Source organism: Nocardia sp. NPDC058058 (assembly GCF_042885355.1).
Lineage (GTDB): Bacteria > Actinomycetota > Actinomycetes > Mycobacteriales > Mycobacteriaceae > Nocardia.
This window is the reverse complement of sequence record NZ_JBHVSA010000005.1, coordinates 335312-354819: the sequence shown is the minus strand read 5'-3', so window position 1 is coordinate 354819 and position 19508 is coordinate 335312. Positions and strand designations below refer to the sequence as shown.

General features: G+C 68.0%; 20 protein-coding genes. 13 read left to right on the top strand and 7 right to left on the bottom strand.

Annotation, left to right across the window (positions count from 1 at the left end; all coding sequences use genetic code 11):
- Positions 1–159: 159 nt before the first annotated feature.
- The 10 genes from ACFVUS_RS40140 (at position 160) to ACFVUS_RS40095 (ending at position 9244) form a co-directional block, all read left to right on the top strand.
- Positions 160–753 (top strand): C40 family peptidase, encoded by a 594-nt coding sequence (locus ACFVUS_RS40140; protein WP_364643776.1) that lies wholly within the window; start codon positions 160–162, stop codon positions 751–753.
- A 237-nt stretch (positions 754–990) separates the two neighbouring features.
- A complete protein-coding gene (locus ACFVUS_RS40135) occupies positions 991–1956 on the top strand; it encodes an NlpC/P60 family protein (RefSeq protein ID WP_387779460.1) in 966 nt (321 codons plus the stop codon).
- A 19-nt stretch (positions 1957–1975) separates the two neighbouring features.
- The gene (locus ACFVUS_RS40130) at positions 1976–2980 is read left to right on the top strand and encodes a hypothetical protein (RefSeq protein WP_387779457.1); all 1005 of its coding nucleotides are present in this window, start codon (positions 1976–1978) and stop codon (positions 2978–2980) included.
- A gap of 77 nt (positions 2981–3057) precedes the next feature.
- A complete protein-coding gene (locus ACFVUS_RS40125; RefSeq protein ID WP_387779454.1) occupies positions 3058–4221 on the top strand; it encodes a glycosyltransferase family 4 protein in 1164 nt (387 codons plus the stop codon).
- Between the two features lie 66 nt (positions 4222–4287).
- The gene (locus ACFVUS_RS40120) at positions 4288–4677 is read left to right on the top strand and encodes a polyketide cyclase / dehydrase and lipid transport (RefSeq protein ID WP_387779451.1); all 390 of its coding nucleotides are present in this window, start codon (positions 4288–4290) and stop codon (positions 4675–4677) included.
- A 44-nt stretch (positions 4678–4721) separates the two neighbouring features.
- Positions 4722–5159 (top strand): SRPBCC family protein, encoded by a 438-nt coding sequence (locus tag ACFVUS_RS40115; RefSeq protein ID WP_387779448.1) that lies wholly within the window; start codon positions 4722–4724, stop codon positions 5157–5159.
- A 32-nt stretch (positions 5160–5191) separates the two neighbouring features.
- The gene (locus tag ACFVUS_RS40110; protein WP_387779445.1) at positions 5192–6454 is read left to right on the top strand and encodes an ArsA family ATPase; all 1263 of its coding nucleotides are present in this window, start codon (positions 5192–5194) and stop codon (positions 6452–6454) included.
- On the top strand, positions 6451–7353 hold the full coding sequence (locus ACFVUS_RS40105) for a hypothetical protein (protein ID WP_387779442.1): 903 nt from the start codon (positions 6451–6453) through the stop codon (positions 7351–7353). The genes ACFVUS_RS40110 and ACFVUS_RS40105 overlap by 4 nt, the downstream gene beginning before the upstream one ends.
- Entirely contained in the window at positions 7350–8354 is a 1005-nt protein-coding gene (locus ACFVUS_RS40100) for an ROK family protein (protein ID WP_387779439.1), read from the top strand. Before ACFVUS_RS40105 ends, ACFVUS_RS40100 begins: the two co-directional genes overlap by 4 nt.
- A gap of 164 nt (positions 8355–8518) precedes the next feature.
- Positions 8519–9244, top strand: coding sequence for a lysophospholipid acyltransferase family protein (locus ACFVUS_RS40095; RefSeq protein ID WP_364643749.1), 726 nt, complete (start codon positions 8519–8521; stop codon positions 9242–9244).
- Between the two features lie 67 nt (positions 9245–9311).
- Here the strand turns inward: ACFVUS_RS40095 and ACFVUS_RS40090 are convergent, their stop codons facing one another.
- The 3 genes from ACFVUS_RS40090 to ACFVUS_RS40080 form a co-directional block, all read right to left on the bottom strand.
- The gene (locus tag ACFVUS_RS40090; protein WP_387779436.1) at positions 9312–9605 is read right to left on the bottom strand and encodes a hypothetical protein; all 294 of its coding nucleotides are present in this window, start codon (positions 9603–9605) and stop codon (positions 9312–9314) included.
- A 114-nt stretch (positions 9606–9719) separates the two neighbouring features.
- Positions 9720–9992: a hypothetical protein gene (locus ACFVUS_RS40085; protein WP_387779433.1), complete on the bottom strand. Its 273-nt coding sequence runs from the start codon at positions 9990–9992 to the stop codon at positions 9720–9722.
- 111 nt (positions 9993–10103) lie between these two features.
- Complete coding sequence (locus ACFVUS_RS40080; protein ID WP_387779929.1) at positions 10104–10616, bottom strand: polyadenylate-specific 3'-exoribonuclease AS; 513 nt, start codon at positions 10614–10616, stop codon at positions 10104–10106.
- A gap of 213 nt (positions 10617–10829) precedes the next feature.
- On the opposite strand from ACFVUS_RS40080, the gene ACFVUS_RS40075 reads away from it, so the two are divergent.
- Positions 10830–12218, top strand: coding sequence for a class II 3-deoxy-7-phosphoheptulonate synthase (locus ACFVUS_RS40075; RefSeq protein ID WP_364643741.1), 1389 nt, complete (start codon positions 10830–10832; stop codon positions 12216–12218).
- Positions 12219–12318: 100 nt separating this feature from the next.
- Here the strand turns inward: ACFVUS_RS40075 and pknB are convergent, their stop codons facing one another.
- Complete coding sequence (gene pknB, locus ACFVUS_RS40070; protein WP_387779430.1) at positions 12319–14328, bottom strand: Stk1 family PASTA domain-containing Ser/Thr kinase; 2010 nt, start codon at positions 14326–14328, stop codon at positions 12319–12321.
- A gap of 106 nt (positions 14329–14434) precedes the next feature.
- On the opposite strand from pknB, the gene ACFVUS_RS40065 reads away from it, so the two are divergent.
- Together ACFVUS_RS40065 and ACFVUS_RS40060 are read left to right on the top strand one after the other, a co-directional pair.
- On the top strand, positions 14435–14803 hold the full coding sequence (locus tag ACFVUS_RS40065; protein WP_364643746.1) for an Rv2175c family DNA-binding protein: 369 nt from the start codon (positions 14435–14437) through the stop codon (positions 14801–14803).
- A 117-nt stretch (positions 14804–14920) separates the two neighbouring features.
- The gene (locus ACFVUS_RS40060) at positions 14921–15211 is read left to right on the top strand and encodes a hypothetical protein (protein ID WP_387779427.1); all 291 of its coding nucleotides are present in this window, start codon (positions 14921–14923) and stop codon (positions 15209–15211) included.
- A 36-nt stretch (positions 15212–15247) separates the two neighbouring features.
- Here ACFVUS_RS40060 and ACFVUS_RS40055 read toward each other — a convergent pair whose 3' ends face one another.
- The 3 genes from ACFVUS_RS40055 to crtI form a co-directional block, all read right to left on the bottom strand.
- On the bottom strand, positions 15248–16171 hold the full coding sequence (locus ACFVUS_RS40055; protein WP_387779424.1) for a phytoene/squalene synthase family protein: 924 nt from the start codon (positions 16169–16171) through the stop codon (positions 15248–15250).
- The gene (locus ACFVUS_RS40050; RefSeq protein ID WP_387779421.1) at positions 16168–17781 is read right to left on the bottom strand and encodes an alpha-(1->6)-mannopyranosyltransferase A; all 1614 of its coding nucleotides are present in this window, start codon (positions 17779–17781) and stop codon (positions 16168–16170) included. Before ACFVUS_RS40050 ends, ACFVUS_RS40055 begins: the two co-directional genes overlap by 4 nt.
- A gap of 63 nt (positions 17782–17844) precedes the next feature.
- Positions 17845–19458 (bottom strand): phytoene desaturase family protein, encoded by a 1614-nt coding sequence (gene crtI, locus ACFVUS_RS40045; protein ID WP_387779418.1) that lies wholly within the window; start codon positions 19456–19458, stop codon positions 17845–17847.
- Positions 19459–19508 lie beyond the last annotated feature (50 nt).

Below are 19508 nucleotides of genomic sequence, written 5' to 3'. Positions count from 1 at the left end.
TGTCGCACCGAAATGTTGGCTTGTAACTATTTCGAGCCATCGTCCGTTGGGCGCAGCTTTACAAACCACCGTTATCGGCTCGTAATCTTCCTGAGACCTCGCGGAGTCCGACCCACCAAACCGGTGCGGCGTCGCGGGGCAGATTGGAAGTACCTCACCATGGCGACCAAGACCGTCAAGCGGGCCCTCTCGGCCGGTGCCGTCGGCGCTGCCACGCTGAGTGCGCTGCTGCTGCCCGCCACTCCTGCCTCGGCGCAGCCGGTGACCATCCCCGGCGTCGGAACCTTCGACGTCCCGGATCAGATCCAGCTCCCGGCCGGCATCCCCGGTGTCCCGGAATCGCTTCCGGTGCAGCTGCCCGCCATCCCGGGCGTCGAGATCCCGGCCGCCCCGGCCCCCGCTCCCCAGGTGAGCCCGCGCCAGCAGGTCGTGGACGCCGCCATGAGCCGCCTGGGCGACCCGTACGTGTACGGCGCCGCGGGCCCGAACGCCTTCGACTGCTCCGGTCTGGTGCAGTGGTCGTACGCGCAGGCCGGAATCAGCCTGCCGCGCACCAGCTATGACCAGCTCAACGCCGGCTACGCCATCTCCGAGGACTCGCTCGAGCCCGGCGATGTGGTGTCGTTCTACGGCGGCAGCCACTCCGGCATCTACGTGGGCGACGGCAATGTCGTGCACGCCTCGACCTCCGGCCAGCCGGTCAAGGTCGCCCCGATCTCGTCCATGCCGTTCGCCGGCGCGCGACGAATCTGAATCGAAGATCCGCAGGTCGGATGACCTGCGAGCGAACGGCGACCGTAATGATTTCGTGGCCTGCTGGACACAAGCGGTCGCCGTTTCGTAATCTATTCGAGACCTTCTTTTCCAGCTCGGGGTAAGAGAACGGGACACGGCACCACGGTGGTAGCGCAACATCGCACGAAGAAACTCGTAGGTGGAGCCCTCACAGCAGGGGTACTCCTGGTCGGAGCCAATGGCATCGGACCCGCGATGGCCGATCCGGTCGCCGCACCGGCATCGGCCGGGGAAGCGGTGCAGCGCCTGATCGATCTGTCACGGCAATCCGAACAGCTCAACCAGCAGGCCCTGAACGCCCAATCCGATCTCGACACCAAGGTCGCCGCCGCCAAGGACGCCGATTCCAAGGCCGCGGACGCCGCCACCGCATTGGATGCGGCGCGCTCCGAGATTCGCAGATATCAGCCGGTGATCGATCGCGCGGCCAGCTCAGCCCTGCTCGGTTCCCGAACCAACCGGCTCACCTCGCTGCTGGTGAGTTCCTCACCGCAGCAATTGCTCGATCAGATGTCCATCGTGGATTTCGTCGGTGCGCGTACCAATGATCAACTGAGCCAGTATCAGAAGGTCAGCACCGCCGCGTCCGCCGCCGAGGCCGTTGCCCGCACCGCCGCCGACGCGGCGCGTGCGGCCAGCGATCAGGCCGATGCCGTACGCCTCGATCTGGAGAACAAGCGCTCCTCACTACAGGGCTCCATGGCCGGGGTCATCGCGGCATGGGGTCAGCTCTCCGCGAGTGATCGTTCCGCCCTTGCGGGTTCGATGTTCCCGCCCGGCTTCGACCGGGATTCGCTACTGCGCGGGCTGGTTCCGGGCAGCGGCACCAGCGCGCTGGCCGCCGGGCTCACCCGCATCGGCGCGCCGTATGTCTGGGGCGCGGTCGGTCCGGAACAGTTCGACTGCTCGGGTCTGGTGCAGTGGGCATTCCATCAGGTCGGCAAGAATGTGCCGCGCACCAGCCAGCAGCAGGCCTCGTACGGCACCCCGGTCGATGAGAAGGATCTGCGGCCCGGCGATGTCGTCTTCTTCTATTCCGACATCTCGCATGTCGGCATCTACGCGGGCAATGGTTTGATGTTGCACGCCTCCACATTCGGAGTGCCTGTCCAGGTGGCGCCGATGGGATCGACACCTTTCCACTCGGCGCGACGATTCTGACCTACACCACGAGGTGGCAATGAGCGCACTGCGGCAGGTACGCGGCTGGTTGTCGGCGAAACGACGCTTCCAGTTCTGCCTGACCCTGGTCATGGTGACGGGATTGACCGCCGCCTGCGGCGCCCTGCTCATGCTGCCCAATTCGGTACTGCCCAAGATTCGCGCGGTGGTGCCCGGGGGCGATGCGCTGGTCGCCACCGATCCGCAGGTATCGGCGCTGCACCGGCTGATGGATTCCTACGGCAAGGTGAGCTCCGAACCGGTGAACACCGGGGCGGGCAAAGTCGGTGTGGTGCTGGGACATCCGGCGCGCGGCAGCGATATGGACGTGCTCGCCGGAGAGTTGGCCGCGGCCACCACCGCGGTCAGCGCGGTGTGGGGTTCGGACTGGTCGCAGGCGCCGGTGGTGGTGGTCGCTTCCAGCCCAGCCGAATTCGCGGCACTGACCAATGAGACCGGTGCGGTGCCCGCCGAAGTCGCCGCGGCCACGGTCGCCGATCCCTTTCATCCGGGGACGCAGCCGACCGGTCAGCGCGTCGTGTTCGGATCCGATGCCGGGCGGCGGCTCGGTCCCGACGGATTGCGTTCGGTGCTGCGCCATGAGCTCACCCATGTCGCCACCCGCGCGGTGACCGTCGACGGTTCCCCGCAGTGGATGCTGGAGGGTTTCGCCGAATACGTCGCGCATCGCGGTATGCGCCAGCCCATCGAAGAGGTCGCGCCCACCCTCACCACGCGGGCGCGGGCGGGCAATCTCCCGGCCGATCTGCCCACCGACGCGGCCTTCGAACCCGCCAGCGGTGAAGCGGCGGCGGTCTACGAACAGGCTTGGTCCGCCTGCGCTTTCATTGCCGATCAGTTCGGCGAGGCCCAATTGGTTTCGCTCTACCGGCAATTGGCGAGCGGGCCCAAGGATCACGCCGCCGTGGCGGCGATCGTGCAGAACACCCTGGCCACCGCCTATCCGGACCTGCTGGCGCGCTGGCATTCCTGGATCGCCACCCGCACCACTCCCGGCGCCTGACGCGACACGCCACTCTGCGGGGGTGCGAGGTTCGCGGCCGGGGCGAGTCCCGGCCGCCCGTGCAGTAGGTTGATCGCATGGGGCGAACGCTGCTGGTTACCAATGATTTCCCGCCACGACCGGGCGGTATCCAGTCCTACGTGCACGCGCTGGCCATGCAGCTACCGCCCGATGAACTGGTGGTGTACGCGCCCCGCTGGAAGGGCGACAGCCACTGGAAGTTCGACGCGGAGCAGCCCTTCGAGGTGGTCCGGCACCCCACCACGCTGATGCTGCCCACACCGCTGGTGGCGCGCCGCGCGGCGAAACTGCTGCGCGATGAGCAGTGCGATCGGGTCTGGTTCGGCGCCGCCGCACCACTGGCCCTGATGTCACCGCTGCTGCGCCGCGCGGGAGCCGAACGCATTCTGGCCTCCACGCACGGGCACGAGGTGGGCTGGTCCATGCTGCCCGGTGCGCGCCAAGCCCTGCGCGCCATCGGTGACAACACCGATGTCATCACCTATGTCAGCAAGTACACGCGCCGCCGCTTCTCCGCCGCGTTCGGTGCGCAGGCCGCACTCGAATATCTGCCGCCCGCCGTGGATTCCGAGGTCTTCGCACCAGATCCGGCCGCCCGCGCCGAACTGCGCGAGCGCTACGGCCTCGGCGATCGCCCCACCATCCTGTGCCTGTCCCGGCTGGTCCCGCGCAAAGGTCAGGACGCGTTGATCGTCGCCATGCAGGACATTCGCAAACAGATCGACGGCGCGGTCCTGGTCATCGCGGGCGGCGGCCCCTACGAACAGAAACTGCACACCCTCGCCGAAACCCTGGGCGTAGCAGACGATGTCGTCTTCACCGGCCGCGTCCCCGCCGCCGAACTGGCAGCCCACCACACCCTCGCCGACGTCTTCGCCATGCCCTGCCGCACCCGCGGCTTCGGCCTCGACGTCGAAGGCCTCGGCATTGTCTTCCTGGAAGCCTCCGCCTCCGGCGTCCCCGTGGTAGCGGGCAACTCCGGCGGTGCCCCCGAAACCGTCCGCGAAGGCGAAACCGGCTACGTCGTCAACGGCCGCTCCACCGCCGCCATCACCAAGGCCATCGTCGACGTCCTCTCCGACCGCGACGCCGCCACCCGCATGGGCGCAGCCGGCCGCACCTGGGTCCAACAGCAATGGCGCTGGGACCGCATGGGCGAACGCCTGCGCGACCTACTCGACCCACCGGTGCGCTCGATGCCCGGCATTACCCTGAACTGACCTGGACCGGGAGGTGTGAGCCGGAGGCGAATCGAACGTGGGCGGACTCTGGGTTAGGCTCAGCGCGTGAGCAGTATCCAGGTTGCCGACCAGACCTTCATCGCCGCGCCCGGCACCGTGGTGGGCGAGATGCTGGCCGATCGCGGTCGGTGGCGGCAGTGGTGGCCGGACCTGCAGTTGCAGGTGCGGGAAGACCGGGCCGACAAGGGGATTCGGTGGACGGTCAGCGGGGCGGCGACCGGCACCATGGAGGTGTGGCTGGAGCCCATGCTGGACGGGGTGATCCTGCACTACTTCATGCACGCGGAGCCGCAGCGGGCCGAGGGGATGTCGCCGCGGGATCTGCTGGCGCTCAATCGGACCCGCCGGGTCGCCGGAAAGAAGATGTCCTTCGAGGTCAAGGCCCGGCTCGAGGCCGGTCGCAAGGCCGGGGTCGCACCCGCCGCCGCGCAGTAGACCACTCGTAGTTCCGCCCCCTTCGAAAGGAAGCGTTGCCACCCATGGCCGATCGCACTCAACGGTCGATCGTGATCGACGCCCCCGCGGATCGGGTGCTGGCCGTCATCGCGGACCTGGAGTCGTATCCGGAATGGGTCGCCGCGGCCCGCTCGGTCGAGGTGCTCGACAAATTCCCGGACGGCCGCGCCCGCACCGCGCGCTTCGTGCTGGACGCGGGCGTCGTGAAGGACACGTACACGCTGTCCTACAACTGGCGTCCGGACGGCAAAGCCGTCAGCTGGACCCTGGTCGGCGGTGATCTGCAGAAGGCCCAGGACGGCAGCTATGAGCTGATCACCCTGCCCGAGGGCGGCACCCAGGTGGTGTACGAACTCACCGTGGACCTGAACATCCCGATGATCGGCATGTTCAAACGCAAGGCCGAGAAGGTCATCACCGATACGGCGTTGAAGGAACTCAAGAAACGGGTCGAAGGCTGACCGCGAGCAGGCCCGAGCGACCTGCCACCCGTGTGGAACTGTTCGTCGGCAAGGGTGGGGTGGGAAAGACGACGCTGGCGTGCGCGACCGCACTCGCCTACGCGCGCGCCGGGCAGCGGGTGCTGCTGGCCTCCCTCGATCAAGCCCATTCCCTGGGTGACGCACTGGGTTTCCGGTTCGCGCACCAACCCGGCAGTGTGCCCGGGGTGGCGGCGGTGCAGCCCGGCCTGGACGTGATCGAAGTGGATTCCCTTGCGCTGCTGGAGGATCGCTTCCGCACCGTACTGCTCATGCTGTCCGGTGCGGGCCACGATCACGGAATCGATATCGGCGCACTGGATCCCGCCGAGCTCACCGGCCTGCCCGGGGTGCAGGAACTGCTCGCACTGCTGGAGATCACCGAATTCAGCAAGACCCGGCAGTGGGATGTGATCATCCTGGACTGCCCGCCCTCGGCGGATATGCTGCGCATTCTCACCGCCCCGGACACCCTGCTCGGCTATCTCGAACGGGTCTGGCCCGCGCATTCGCGCACCCTCACCGCGGTCGGCGGGGATCTGCGGCGCGCGGTGCTCGCGGTGACGGTGGAACAGATCGTGGCCTCGGTGACCGCGGCCCGCGACCTCATCGCCGATCCCACCCGCACCACCGCCCGCCTGGTCACCGCGCCCGAACAGGTCGCCGTCGCCGAATCCGCCCGGGTGCGCTCGGCCGCGGCCCTGCTCGGCCTGCGCCTGATCGCGGTCCTGGTCAACAAGGTCCTGCCGGAGACCGCCGCGCCCGACTACGGCGCGAATATTCATCCCGCCGTGCAGTGGTATTTCAACCGGCGCGGGGAACAACTGGATGTGATCGCCGATCTCCGAAAACGCATGGGCGGCATTCCCGTGCAGGTGGTGACCCACGCCGGATCCGAACCCGTGGGCCTGAGCTCGTTAACGGCACTGTCCTATGCGGTCGATCCGAGTGGTAACTGGGTGGGACCGGGTCCGGTCCCTATGCTTGGCTCAGATGTGGACCCGATGCCGTCCGTTTCGGCCGGGCCGGTAGTGCGGCTGGAAGCGGGAACGGGTGTGCATTCGGTGTTCGCCATGCGCATGCATCTACCCGTGGTCGATCCGTCGACCCTGCAGCTGGGACGAGTGGAGGACGATTTGATCGTGGGAGCGGACGGGGTCAGGCGCCGGCTGCGGCTGGCGCCGGTATTGCGGCGGTGCACGGTCGACGCCGCCGAACTCGACGGCGATCAACTGGTGATCCGTTTCCGTCCCGACCCCGAGGTCTGGCCGAAATGACCGCGACGCACGACCATCCACGTTCCGGCCACCCCGACGACAACTTCAGCGAATTCGCCGAGGAGCTCCGGCTGCTCGCCGAGGCTGTGCTCGAACGCGTCGAACCGGTACTGCGCCGCACCGCCGCCGACGGCCGCACCCAATGGTCCAGTTGCGCCTGGTGCCCGGTGTGCGCGGCCGCGGCCGTGGTGCGCGGTGAACACCACGATGTGGTGGCGGCCATCGCCGATCACGGCACCGCCATCGTGACGGTGCTGCGCGAGGCGCTCGCGGGTGTGCCCGTGGAACCGGTGCTGCCACCGGATCTGGATCCCGAATCGGCGGAATATCAAGCCTGGCTGCACCATTCCTTCGGGCACGGCGCGGCTCCGGCGGAGCCCGGTCCCGATAACGGCCCAACCGGCGGCGGGGCCGGGTTCGACCATCCCGCAGACGATTTCGCCGCGGGCGACGCATCCGGGAAGCCCGATGGCGGCGCGGCCCGTGGCCGTGCGGCCGGTGCGCACACCGGGGCGAGCGCCGCGCTGGCCGGGCTCATCGCCCGCTTCGCCGCAGGCGCACAAGGCATTCGATCCGAACACGCACGCGCCGCACAGGCCGGAACCGATCCGGCAGCGGCCGAGAGCCGCGCGGGCGCGGAAGACGGTTCCGGCGGTGGCACGTCCGCGGCGGGCGCACCGGACTCCACCGGCCGCCGCGCGCGCGGTGATGCCTCCGGCGCGGGCGCGCAGAGCGGTGTGAACGCGGGTCGTCGCGAGCGTGAGACCGCGAGCGGCAGCGACTCTTTCGGACGCGGGCCCGGGGTGGCCAGGCGACCGGGGGATGCGAGCGAGCCGGGCCGCGGGCGGGGGGCGACGCGGGCGGGATATGTCCCCATCGACGTGACCATCAAGGCATGAGAGGCGGTGGACAGGTGCCGCTGACTGTCGGAATCGATGTGGGCGGCACCAATATTCGCGCGTCGGTGGTGGACGGTGCCGGTGAGGTGCTCGATACCGTGACCGCCTCCACCCCGCAGTCCGCGCGGGCCCTGGAGGACGGGCTGGCGCGGGTGGTGCGCGAACTGTGCGGCCGCCACGCCATCGGCGCGGTCGGTCTGGCCGTCGCCGGATTCGTCGACGAGGACCGCGCGACAGTGCGTTTCGCACCGCATCTGCCCTGGGAGGATGCGCCGGTCGCGCGCCGGCTCACCGATCGGCTCGGGCTGCCCGTGGTGCTCGAACACGATGCCAATGCCGCGCTGTGGGCCGAATACCGATTCGGTGCCGCGGCGGGCGGCCGCAATGTGGTGCTGGTGGCGATCGGCACCGGGATAGGAGCCGCGCTGCTCATCGACGGGCGGCTGTATCGCGGAAGTTACGGTGTCGCACCGGAACTCGGCCATCTGCAGGTGGTGCCGAACGGTCGCGCCTGTGCCTGCGGTAAGCGCGGCTGCTGGGAAAGGTATTGCAGCGGAACGGCTCTGGTGGATACCGCGCTGGAGATGCTGGCCACCGATCCGGTCCGCTCCACCATGCTGGCCCGGGACGCGGGCCGCGATCCGGGTTCGCTCACCGGTCGCCGGGTGGCGGGCGCGGCCCAGGACGGCGATCCGCTGGCCCTGGACGTGATGGCCGATTTCGCGCGCTGGCTGGGCCTGGGTCTGGCGTTCGTGAGCGATATCTTCGATCCGGATCTGATCGTGGTGGCCGGTGGCGTGAGCTCCTCGGCCCCGCTGTTCCTGGACGATGCCCGCGAGCATTACGCGGCCTCCATCACCGGCGCCCGGCATCGTCGCCTGGCGCGCATCCGGACCGCGCAACTCGGGGAGGCCGCGGGCATGATCGGCGCGGCCGAACTGGCGCGCGCGGCCCTGGACGCGCAGCGTGATGCGGTGCCCGCCGGTCCCTCGGGTCGGTGACACTCCCGGGCGAATCGCCGTCCTTGACGTAAATACTCGGTGAACCGGACACATCGGGCAGTGGGCGGTTGGTCACCGGCTTGTCTCGGCGGTAGAGTCGCCAAAGAGAGTGTGGTGCCCGCAACGAGGCCGGTCCCGGGTATCGAAACAGGGGAAAGGACGCAATGTTCTACTGGCTGCTGAAGTTCGTCTTGGTGGGACCATTCATCTCGCTCATCAATCGACCCAAGGTCGAAGGTGTGGAGAACATCCCCCCGGATGGCGCCGCGATTCTGGCCGGTAACCACCTGTCGTTCACCGACTGGCTGTTCACCCCCCTCGCGAGCCCGCGCCGCATCACCTACCTGGCCAAGGCCGAGTACTTCACGACCCCCGGTCTCAAGGGTCGCCTGCAGAAGTTCTTCTTCTCCGGCACCGGGCAGTACCCGATCGACCGTTCCGGCGCCGATGCCGCCGAGTCCGCCCTCAACACCGCGCGCAAGCTGCTCGACGAGGGCCGCCTGGTCGGCCTGTATCCCGAGGGCACCCGCTCCCCGGACGGCCGCCTCTACAAGGGCAAGACCGGCGTCGCCCGCCTCGCCCTGGAGACCGGCGTCCCGGTGATCCCGGTGGCCCTCATCGGCACCGACGAGGTCTGCCCGCCCGGACCGTTCCGCTGGCGGCCGCGCAAGGTCACCGTGAAATTCGGTAAGCCCATCGACTTCTCGCGCTACGAGGGCATGGGCGGCAACCGTTTCGTCGAGCGTGCCGTCACCGACGAGATCATGTACGAACTGATGCGCATGGGCGACCAGGAATACGTGGACGTCTACGCCGCCAGCCTCAAGAAGAACGTCCCCTCGGGCACCCGCCCCGACGCGGACCGCATCCCCCAGACCATGGCGGGCTGAGTCACCTCAGCCAGACACGGGCCCCGAGAGCAACTCTCGGGGCCCGAGCCATATCCGGGTGCGACTTCTAACTACCGCTGGTCGGCGGCCGCATCGCGCACGAGTCCGCGAACACGGGCGGGCACGGCTTCTGCAGGCTGCCCGTGGGCAGATTGAAGAACATGGTCAGCAGGTCGAGCACCGCGCTGCCCGTATCGCTCGTGTACACGAACTGCGCGTCAGCCGGACCGGCCGCGACGAGCTGAACGCTGTCCGCCGGATCGGGTGCGGTCGCGGTGGCGATCGCGGAACCGCCCGCCACCGCTCCGGCAAGGGCCGTCATGACAACGGCGGTTCTGATAGCGGGAAACAAAGCGCGCATGAAGCGGGTCCTCTGATCGGGCTGCAATTTCACCCGCGACCTTTTCAGACCCCGATCCCGCTGTGACAGACCGTTTTTCCCCTGCCCCCGACGCCGGGGGCGGTGCGCTCGGTGTCAGCCCAGCAGCTGGCAATTTCCGAACGGCTTTCCGGTCGGGACACAGGGCCGTTGCAGGCTTCCGGTGGGCAGGCCGAGGAAGATCGTCCCCCAATCCAGTGCCGCGCTACCGGTGTTGGGGCCGTACGGATTGGCGACCGGCTCGATGGCGACCGGCGCGGCGACCCCTGTCGGAGTATCGGCGGCGGCGATCGCGGAACCGCCCGCCACCGCTCCGACAAGGGCCGTCAGCACGACGGCGGAACGCAGGGCGGGAACAAGTGCACGCATCAAGGTGTGTCCTCTACTCGGAAAGCAATTCACCTCGAGACGTTTTCAGCTTTCAGCCTGTCGCCGCAGCCCTTGATTACCTTGCCCCCGATGCGGGGGCCGGGCAGGTCCTCAGTGCACGGGCCGGGTGTCCGATGCCTGTCGGCGATACGCTTCGATGGCCTCGAACTTCGCCAGGTTGTGCCGGGCGTCCGCGAGTGCGTCGTGCGCGTCTTTCGGGATGGGCGGCAGCGGTGGTTGGCCGTGCTGGTTCCAGTGCTGGCGCAGCTCATTGGTGAAGCGCGGGAGCGCGTTGGGGAGGTCGACCATGGAACCCCAGAGCTGGCACAGTGCGACGTGGTCGTATGCGCCGACCCATGCCCACAGCTCCGGTTCGACGCCGGGGCGGGGCAGGAAGAACCTGTAGAGGTCCTCGCGGATCTTCTGGCGGCTGCGCCACAGGTGTGAGGCGGGCGGCGGCAGTTTGGGCAGCACATTGCGGCGCACGAACGGCCCGGCCTTGTCTGCGTCGAATTCGGTTGAGACCGCGTAATACTCGCGGCCGTCCTCGCACACCACCGCGATGGAGACGAGGTCGATGGTGGTCCCATCCTCGATGAATTCCGAATCGTAAAAATATCGCAGAGAGATCGGTCTCTCCTCGGGTTCGCGGCCGGGGCCTATGCCTTCGACGCTGGGGACTGGGGATGATCCGGGCAGATCCTCCGGCCCTCCAGCCTAGGTTCCCGGATCGCGGCGGCCGGGTCTGGGGTTACGTCAAGATCGGTTCATACGGTGTTGGGTATTCCAGCCCTGGGTGTAGTCCGAGCGGTTTGTCGCGGTCCGTATTCTGAACTCGTGAACTGGACCGTCGACGTACCGATCGATCGCCTGCCGGAACTTCCGCCGCTGCCCGCCGAGCTACGCCGGCGACTCGATGACGCGCTGGCTCGCACCGCACTGCAGCAGCCGTCCTGGGATCCCGAGCAGGCCGCCAAGATGCGCACCGTACTGGAGTCGGTGCCGCCCATCTGCGTGCCCGCCGAGGTGGAGGAGCTCAAGGCGCGCCTGGCCGAGGTGGCCCGCGGTGAGGCCTTCCTCATGCAGGGTGGTGACTGCGCGGAGACCTTCGCGGACAACACCGAACCGCATATCCGCGGCAATATCCGCACGCTGCTGCAGATGGCAGTGGTGCTCACCTACGGCGCGAGCCTGCCGGTCGTGAAGGTCGCGCGCATCGCGGGCCAGTACGCCAAGCCGCGCTCCTCCGATACCGATTCCCTCGGCCTGACCTCCTACCGCGGCGATATGGTGAACTCCCTGGTCGCCGATCCCGCTGTGCGCGTGCATGATCCGTCCCGCCTGGTGCGCGCCTACGCCAATGCCTCCGCCGCCATGAACCTGGTGCGCGCGCTCACCTCCGCCGGTATGGCCGACCTGCACAAGGTGCACGACTGGAACCGCGAATTCGTCGCCCAGTCCCCGGCCGGCGCCCGCTACGAAGCCCTCGCCGCCGAGATCGATCGCGCGCTCGCCTTCATGAAGGCCTGTCGCGTCAACGACCCGAACCTGTCCTCGGCCCGCCTGTACGCCTCGCACGAAGCGCTGGTCCTGGACTACGAGCGCGCCATGCTGCGCCTGAGCGCGCACCCCACCACCGGTGAGCCGACCCTCTACGACCTGTCCGCGCACTTCCTGTGGATCGGTGAGCGCACCCGTCAGCTCGACGGCGCGCATATCGCCTTCGCCGAACTGCTCGCCAACCCGATCGGCCTCAAGATCGGCCCGACCACCACGCCGGAAATGGCCGTGGAATACGTCGAGCGCCTCGATCCCAACAATGAGCCCGGCCGCCTGACCCTGGTCGCCCGCATGGGCAATCAGAAGGTGCGCGAGGTGCTGCCCGCGATCATCGAGAAGGTGCAGGCCACCGGCCACCAGGTGATCTGGCAGTGCGATCCCATGCACGGCAACACCCATGAGACCTCGAACGGCTACAAGACCCGCCACTTCGACCGCATCGTCGACGAGGTGCAGGGCTTCTTCGAGGTGCACCACGCGCTCGGCACCCATCCGGGCGGCCTGCACATCGAGCTCACCGGTGAGAACGTCACCGAATGCCTCGGCGGCGCGCAGGACATCTCGGATCTGGATCTGGTGGACCGCTACGAGACCGCGTGCGATCCGCGCCTGAACACCCAGCAGTCCCTCGAACTGGCCTTCCTGGTCGCGGAGATGCTGCGCTGAGCGAACCGCTCACGCCCACAACGAAATAAGATGCGGCCCGGTCCAATGGACCGGGCCGCGTTTCGTCCGTCAGGGGTCGATCGCTTTCAGCGTTATCTGCCTAAGGGATTGCGACGAGGGTGATCGTGGAGCCCGCCTCCACATTGCCCAGACTGCTCTGCGAGATGACGATCGAACTCTCATTGGAAGCCAGCTGGCGCACCGTGACCTTCAATCCGAGCCCTTCGAGTTTGACCCGGGCGGCGGCGACATTGGAACCCAGCACACTCGGCACGTCCACCGCGCTGTTGATGATCAGGGTGACCCCGTCACCGGATTCGACGGTGGCCCCGGCGGCGGGATCGGTACCGATCACCTGTCCACCCTTGACCTTGGTATTGAACTCGGATCTGGTGTCCCGCACCGTGATTCCGGCCTTGGTGAGCGCATCCCGGGCCTCGTCCTCGGTCTTACCGCTCACATCGGGCAGCTTGATCGGCGCGGAACCCTTACTGCGATAGACCTTCACGTTCGCGCCCGCCGGAAGTACGGTCCCGGGCGCCGGATCCACCTTGGCGAGTGAGCCTTTCGGGGCCGTACTGCCGATCTCGCCGGAATCGACCGGTGTCAGCCCCGCGTCCTTGATCGCCTGTTTGACGCCGTTCACATCCTGTCCGGCCTTGACGTCCGGGACCTTGGGTTTACCGCTGGAGACCAGCACCGCGACCGTCGAACCCTTGGTGACCTTGGTCCCGGCGGCCGGATCGGTGCCGACCACATTGCCCGTCGGAATGATGTCCGACGCCTTCTGTCTGGTCTCGGTCTTGAAGCCCGCGTCGGTGAGCGTGGTGATCGCCCGTTGGGTGTCGAGCCCGGCGATCGACGGCACCGCCGAGTATCTGCCCACCCCCACCCACCAGCCGCCGATACCGAGAAGCAGGGCCAGCGCGACCACGATGCTGAGCCAGATGATGACCGTGCGCCGCGATTTGCCGCGATTCTCGATCAGGTCCGAGCGTCTGCCGCGTTCGGGTTCGCGCATGTCGTACTGGGAGGTCGAGGGCGCGTAATCCGGTGGAATCTCGCGCGCGGCCGTCATGACCCGGGTCTGCTGATGCGGCGGCGGAATGTGCTGCGTCGGCGGATCGGCCGGGATGCGCGTGGTGAGATCGGCGGCCCCGTACGGCGCGTTGCGGGCGGGAGCCGGGGTGTGCGGCTGCCGTGCGGGCGCGGCCGGGGTGGCGACCTTGTATCGGGCGCTGAGGTGTTCGGCCGATTCGGTCGGCGACGGCACCCGGTAGTCCGGTAGCTGCAGGTCGCGGGCGATGCGGCGTAGCTCGCGCGCCATCTCGGTGGCATCGCTGAACCGATGCGACGGCTCGCGCGCGGTGGCGTGCGCGACCAGCTCGTCGAATTCCGGTGGCACCCCGCCGATCAGGCGGCTCGGACTCGGCACATCCTTCTCGACCCGTTGCAGCGCAACCGAAATGGAGGTGTCGCCGGTGAACGGCGTACGCCCGGTGAGCATTTCGAAGATGAGAATGCCCGCCGAGTACACATCACTGCGCGAATCGGCGCTGCCGCTGGTGACCTGTTCGGGCGACAGGTACGCCGCCGTGCCCAGAATCACGCTGTCGGAGGTGATATTCGCCGCCGCGACCGCGCGCACCAATCCGAAGTCGGCGATCTTGACTTCGCCGGAATCGGAGATGAGCACGTTCTCCGGTTTGATATCGCGGTGCACCAGCCCCGCCGCGTGCGCGACGCCGATCGCCGCGAGCACCGGTTCGGCAACCGCGCGCACCGCGTGCGGGGGCATCGGCCCGCGCTCGCGCAGCAACTCGCGCAGCGTGCCGCCCTCGACGAGTTCCATGATCAGGAACGGATGATCTCCGTCCACGCCCTGGTCGTAGACCGCGACCAGGCCCGGATGCTTGAGCTTGGCGACCGCGCGGGCCTCCAATTCGAAGCGGGTGAGGAATTGTGGGTCGGCGGCGAACTTGGGGTCCATCACCTTGATGGCGACCGGTCGGTCCAGGCGGGTGTCCACCCCCCGGAACACCATGGACATACCGCCGCGCGCAATCGGCGCGTCGATGCGGTAGCGCCCTTCCAGCATCTGGCCGATCAACTGCAACCCTTCCGACTTCCGTGCCGCCCGGTGCGACTGTGACCCGATGGTAGTCGGGTCGGGGTGTGATGCGGCGGACGCGACGCGACCGACTACCGTTATCCCCGTGAGTGCCATCCCCTACAGCAATGATGTCCTGCCGGAATCGGTCACCGTGCTTCCCCTGCCCGACGTGGCGGAGCTGCTCGGCGAGTCGGTCACCCGCGTACACCAGATGCTGCGCGAACATCAGCTGATCGCGGTTCGCCGCGACGGCGTTATCGCCGTCCCCGAGGAGTTCTTCGACTCCCACGGAGCAATCGCCAAGCATCTCACCGGGTTGATCACCGTCATGCGCGACGGCAAATACACCAATGAGGAAATCCTCGAGTGGATCTACACCGAGGACCCGTCCCTGCCGGGCCGTCCCATCGACGCCCTGCACGGCGATCTGGCCCGCGAGGTCATTCGCCGCGCGGCCGCCGACCCGTTCTGAGCTACCGGTAGTACCCGCCCCCGGCGTCGGGGGCAGGGGAAACGCTGTCTGTCACAGCGGGATACGGGTCTGAAAACCTCACGGGTGAAATTGCAGCCCGATCAAAGGACCCGCTTCATGCGTGCACTGCTTCCCGCCCTCCGTACCGCCGTCGTGTTGACGGCCCTCGCCGGGGCGGTGGCGGGCGGTTCCGCTATCGCCACTGCCGCTCCCGTTCAGAGCGATGGAATAGCGCTGGAGGATGCCGGTGCCGCCGCTCCCGCCGTATCGCCGAGCACGGCCCAGGTCATCATGGGCCCCACCGGGAGCGCCGGGCTCGATATGCTCGGCCTGGCCACCGGGAGTGTTCAGCTTCCGCCCCTGGACTGCCCGATGGGGCCGATGACGGGGTGCGGTGGTCACTACTGATATCGCGCCGGGGATGTTTCGATATCCCCGGCTTCGTCAGGTCCGGTGGACCTCGGCCGTGAACGCGAATTCCCTTGCGGCGACGCGTAGTCGGCGGTGTTGGGGGACCGTGGCGCGGCGGGTGAAGACGGCGTAGTCGGAGCGTTCGATTTCGTCGAGGATGGCGGCGTACAGGGTGGCGGCGGTGCGGATGGCGGGGCGCACGCGGGGCGTGAGCAGGTCGATTCCGGGGGTGGCGCGACGGTAGATGCCCCGGTTCACGGCGATGAGGTGGGCGAGAGCTCGGCGGACTCGGGGGTCGCTGCGGCCGGTGTCGTTGCAATGCTTCAGCAGTTCTTCGTCTACGCCGAAGGCCGCCAGTTCGTCGGCGGGCAGGTAGATGCGGCCGCGGTTCAGGTCCTCGGCGATATCACGCAGGAAATTGGTGAGCTGGAAGGCTTCGCCGAGTGCGGCCGCGGCGGGTTCGGCCTCGGCGATGGGGACCACGGTGCCCAGCACCGGGAGCAGTTGCAGGCCGATGGCGGCGGCGGAGCCACGCATGTATTCGCGCAGGGCGTCCATGGTGGGGTAGCGGTCGCGGTACTGCGGGCCACCGGGGATGTCCATGCGCATGGAGTCCAGGAACACCCAGAAGTGTTCGGGCGCAATGTCATAGCGCACGATGGTGTCGGAGACGGCGAGCAGGATGCGGTCCGCGCCACCGGCTCCCGGGGCGTGCGCCAATCGCCCGCGTAGCTCGTGTTCGATCCGATCCAGTTGCGCCGCAGAGTGTTCCGCGCGCGTCGCGGCGGTGCTGTCGTCGACGATGTCATCGACCATGCGCGCGAAGGCGTACAGCGCGTGCACGGCCGGTCTTCGCTCCGGCTCCAGCAGCCGGGTCGCGAGGAAATACGTGCGCCCGTGTTCGGCCGCGATGCGGCGGCAATCCCGGTATGCGAGTTCGAGTTCGGCCGAGCTCATGCCGCGCTGGGTGGCGCGCTCACGCTCGCCGGGGGATGGACATGCGAATGCGCGCTGAGCTTGAGCGGGTCGATGGTGCGCAGCGAAAGCGCCGCCACCACGGCCGCGAAGGTGGCCAGTGCGACATGCCAGAAGCTGTACAGCCCGATGGATCCGTCCGGCTGGAAGACCAGCATCAACCACGTACACAGGCCGACCAGCACCTGAAGTGTGGTGGTGGACAACGCGAATCCGGCGGCCAGCGCCAGCGGCCACGAGTAGTACCAGGGCAGTGCGGCGGGGGACAGGATCACGATGGCCACGAACGCCACGGTGATACCGAAGACCGCTTCCCGCTCGGTATGCCGGAACCGCCACCACGCCCACACCAGAATCACGACAAGCGCGACGGCGCACAGGAATCGGGTCACCGACAGCACCGATTCCATTCGCAGCGGCGTCACCCAGGTGGTCATATGCGCCATGATGGTCGGCAGCGACAGCCAGTTGATGATCTTCTTCGAACCGGACAGCGCGGTCAGCCAGCCGATGCCCACATCGGCCAGCGCCGACGCGGCGGCGAAGACCAGCCCGAAGACCGCCACACCCAATCCGGCGATCTTGGCGAACATCATCGCGGGATGCGGCAGCTCACCCTCACCCTGCGCGGCACGGCGCTCGCGTTCGTGAATCATCCAGATCCACACCAGGAATGGCAGCGCGATACCGGCGGTGGCCTTCACACCGACACCGACCGCGACGACCACGATTCCGGCGACATGATGATGTTCGAGCACCAGCGCGATACCCGCCGCCATCAGCCCGACCATGAGCATTTCATTGTGCACGCCGCCGATGAGATGGATCAGCACCAGCGGATTGAGCACCGCCAGCCACAGCGCGGTGGTCGGCTTACCGCCGAGGTGTTTGGTGAGATGCGGTACCGCCCACATCATCAGCGCCAAGCCGGGCAGCATGACCAGGCGCAGCGCGATCGTCCCCGCCACCACGTTATCGCCGGTGATGGAGGTGATGCCGCGCGCCAGCAGCAGGAAGATCGGACCGTACGGGGCGGTGGTGGTGGTCCAGACCGGGCTCACATTGTCCAGCAGCACACCGGGATTCACCACCGGGCCGACCTGGTACGGGTTGAAGCCGTCGCGCAGCAGCGCACCCTGCGCCAGATACGAGTAGGCGTCCCGGGAGAACATGGGCACCGCGAACAGCAGCGGGAAGATCCAGATGCCGACGATGGCGCGCAATTCGTTCAGCGTCACCTTGGCGTTGGGGACCGTGCCGAGCGTCGCGCGACCCAGCCGCACCCACGCGGTGATCATGGCCAGCACACCGATCCACACGAACACCGTCGAGAGCGCGTACCCGTGCCCGAAGCGCAGCCACGACAGGTGCGCGGCCTCGAGCAGCGGATCGTTGCGGCGCACACTGCCCGCCCCGAACCCGCCGAAGGTGATCATGACCGCGCCGAAGAAGCCGAGCAGTGCGGCTTTACCTTCGGGACTGCGCACGAAATCGGCCCAGTTGCGCACCCAGCGATGTGGCTCGGTGTTCGCGGTGACGCGGGACTGCGGTTCGAGAGTGGTGATGGTGAGGTCCATATCGGGGGTCGGCATCGGTGGTCGTTCCCCCCGGAAAGGTCGGCGGCGCCCGCCGCGCTGGTTCAGGACGCGGTCAGTCTAGTGCTTGTGCGGCGCGGCCACCGCCCCGGCAGGGGAGGTTCCGGCCCGGGCATGTCGTAGATCACCTGTGATGCGGGTCGCGGCGAGTTTTCCGGACAGCAGCACGGTCGGCACGCCGACGCCCGGAACAGTGCCCGAGCCTGCGAGAACGACATTGTCGCGGCCGGGAACCAGGTTCCGGGTCCGGAACGGGCCGGTCTGGCGGAACAGGTGTGCGGCCGAGAACGGGGTGCCCGCGAGCATGCCCCTGTTCTTCCAGGTCTGCGGGGTGTCGACGATATCGATTCGGAAGTGCCGCGAAATGCCTTGATAACCGCGCTCTTCCAGGGTTTGCAGTAGTTCGCGCAGGTAGTAGGGGGCCAGCTGATCCCAATCCAGAGGTGCGGCATCGAGATTGGGGCAGGGGGCCAGCAGCGACAGCGGTTCGTATCGGGTGGTGTCGGACAGGTGCCCGGCCGCGTCGATTCGCGGTTCGGGCCGTTCGATGTACAGCGCCGGATCGGTGAGCGCCGGGCGGGTGAGCAGCAGCGACGGATCGCTCATCAGCTTGCCCCGGCCGGTGCGGGCGGCGATCTCGGTGAAGGTGCGGTCCCATTCCGCGCCGAAATCGATGGTGTGATGCGCCTGAATCGGCCAGGCGGCGGCGATATCGGCGGGAATGGTGCCGTGCGCGACCACCGCGGACGGGGAGGCACGCAGCCCACGACGGCGGCGCAGGCCGAAAGCGGGCAGCGAGCCGATATCGGCGGTGAGCACCACCGCGTCGCAGGGCACGGTGCGGCCGTCGGCGATGCGCACGGCCGTGGCCCGGCGGCCGGAGTAATCGATGCCGGCGGCCTCGGTATTCAATTCGAGGATGCCGCCCGCCTCGGTGAACGCCCGGGCGAGTGCGTCGGCGATGGCGCGCATACCGCCTTCGGGATACGACACGCCCAGGCAGGTATCCATATAGGGAATCGCGCCGTACACCGCGAGCGCCTGATTCGGCGCGGTGCCCGCGAACAGTGCCTGAAAACTGAACAGTCGGGCCAGCTGTTCATCGCCCATGAGCTTGCGCACGCGCGGCCCGAGGCGTCCGAAAGCGCCGAGCCGCACCAGCTTCAACAGCGCGCCGCGCTTGTCGGGGTAGCGCACCATATCGAGCGGGGAATCGAAGTTGGTGTCCATGAAATGCCCGAACTCGGACTCGTACACCCGCCGCAACCAGTCGCGCAGCCGCCGATACCGTTGTCCCGCAGCGGCATCGCGCACCCGGGTGACCTCGGCGGTCATCTCGTCCGGATCCGAATACACCCCCACGCTGGTCCCGTCCGCGAACCTGGCCTGATACGCCGGGGCGAGATCGATGATCCGCAGCCCCACCGACTCCCGCGTCCGCCCGACCGCCGCCAGCGCCTCGTCGAGCAAACCCGGAACGGTCAAAATGGTTGCCCCGGAATCGATCTCATAATCGTCCCCGCGATACAACCCGACCCGCCCGCCCGGATGATCGGCCCGCTCCAGCACGGTCACCTGCCGCCCCGCGCCCACCAGATGCAGTGCCGCCGCCAGCCCGGACAGCCCCGCGCCCACCACGACAACCCGATCAGTGGGCCCCGCAACAGTTTTCATCCCAGCACTGCTTCCTCGTCGGTATTTCATCCCGGTCCCTGTCGGGCCTC

Bases quoted from the DNA above. Each gene is read 5' to 3' on its own strand.
- ACFVUS_RS40140 (WP_364643776.1), top strand. From the start codon at position 160: ATGGCGACCAAGACCGTCAAGCGGGCCCTCTCGGCCGGTGCCGTCGGC.
- ACFVUS_RS40135 (WP_387779460.1), top strand. From the start codon at position 991: ATGGCCGATCCGGTCGCCGCACCGGCATCGGCCGGGGAAGCGGTGCAG.
- ACFVUS_RS40130 (WP_387779457.1), top strand. From the start codon at position 1,976: ATGAGCGCACTGCGGCAGGTACGCGGCTGGTTGTCGGCGAAACGACGC.
- ACFVUS_RS40125 (WP_387779454.1), top strand. From the start codon at position 3,058: ATGGGGCGAACGCTGCTGGTTACCAATGATTTCCCGCCACGACCGGGC.
- ACFVUS_RS40115 (WP_387779448.1), top strand. From the start codon at position 4,722: ATGGCCGATCGCACTCAACGGTCGATCGTGATCGACGCCCCCGCGGAT.
- ACFVUS_RS40105 (WP_387779442.1), top strand. From the start codon at position 6,451: ATGACCGCGACGCACGACCATCCACGTTCCGGCCACCCCGACGACAAC.
- ACFVUS_RS40100 (WP_387779439.1), top strand. From the start codon at position 7,350: ATGAGAGGCGGTGGACAGGTGCCGCTGACTGTCGGAATCGATGTGGGC.
- ACFVUS_RS40095 (WP_364643749.1), top strand. From the start codon at position 8,519: ATGTTCTACTGGCTGCTGAAGTTCGTCTTGGTGGGACCATTCATCTCG.
- ACFVUS_RS40090 (WP_387779436.1), bottom strand. From the start codon at position 9,605: ATGCGCGCTTTGTTTCCCGCTATCAGAACCGCCGTTGTCATGACGGCC.
- ACFVUS_RS40085 (WP_387779433.1), bottom strand. From the start codon at position 9,992: ATGCGTGCACTTGTTCCCGCCCTGCGTTCCGCCGTCGTGCTGACGGCC.
- ACFVUS_RS40060 (WP_387779427.1), top strand. From the start codon at position 14,921: ATGCGTGCACTGCTTCCCGCCCTCCGTACCGCCGTCGTGTTGACGGCC.
- ACFVUS_RS40055 (WP_387779424.1), bottom strand. From the start codon at position 16,171: ATGAGCTCGGCCGAACTCGAACTCGCATACCGGGATTGCCGCCGCATC.
- ACFVUS_RS40050 (WP_387779421.1), bottom strand. From the start codon at position 17,781: ATGCCGACCCCCGATATGGACCTCACCATCACCACTCTCGAACCGCAG.
- crtI (WP_387779418.1), bottom strand. From the start codon at position 19,458: ATGAAAACTGTTGCGGGGCCCACTGATCGGGTTGTCGTGGTGGGCGCG.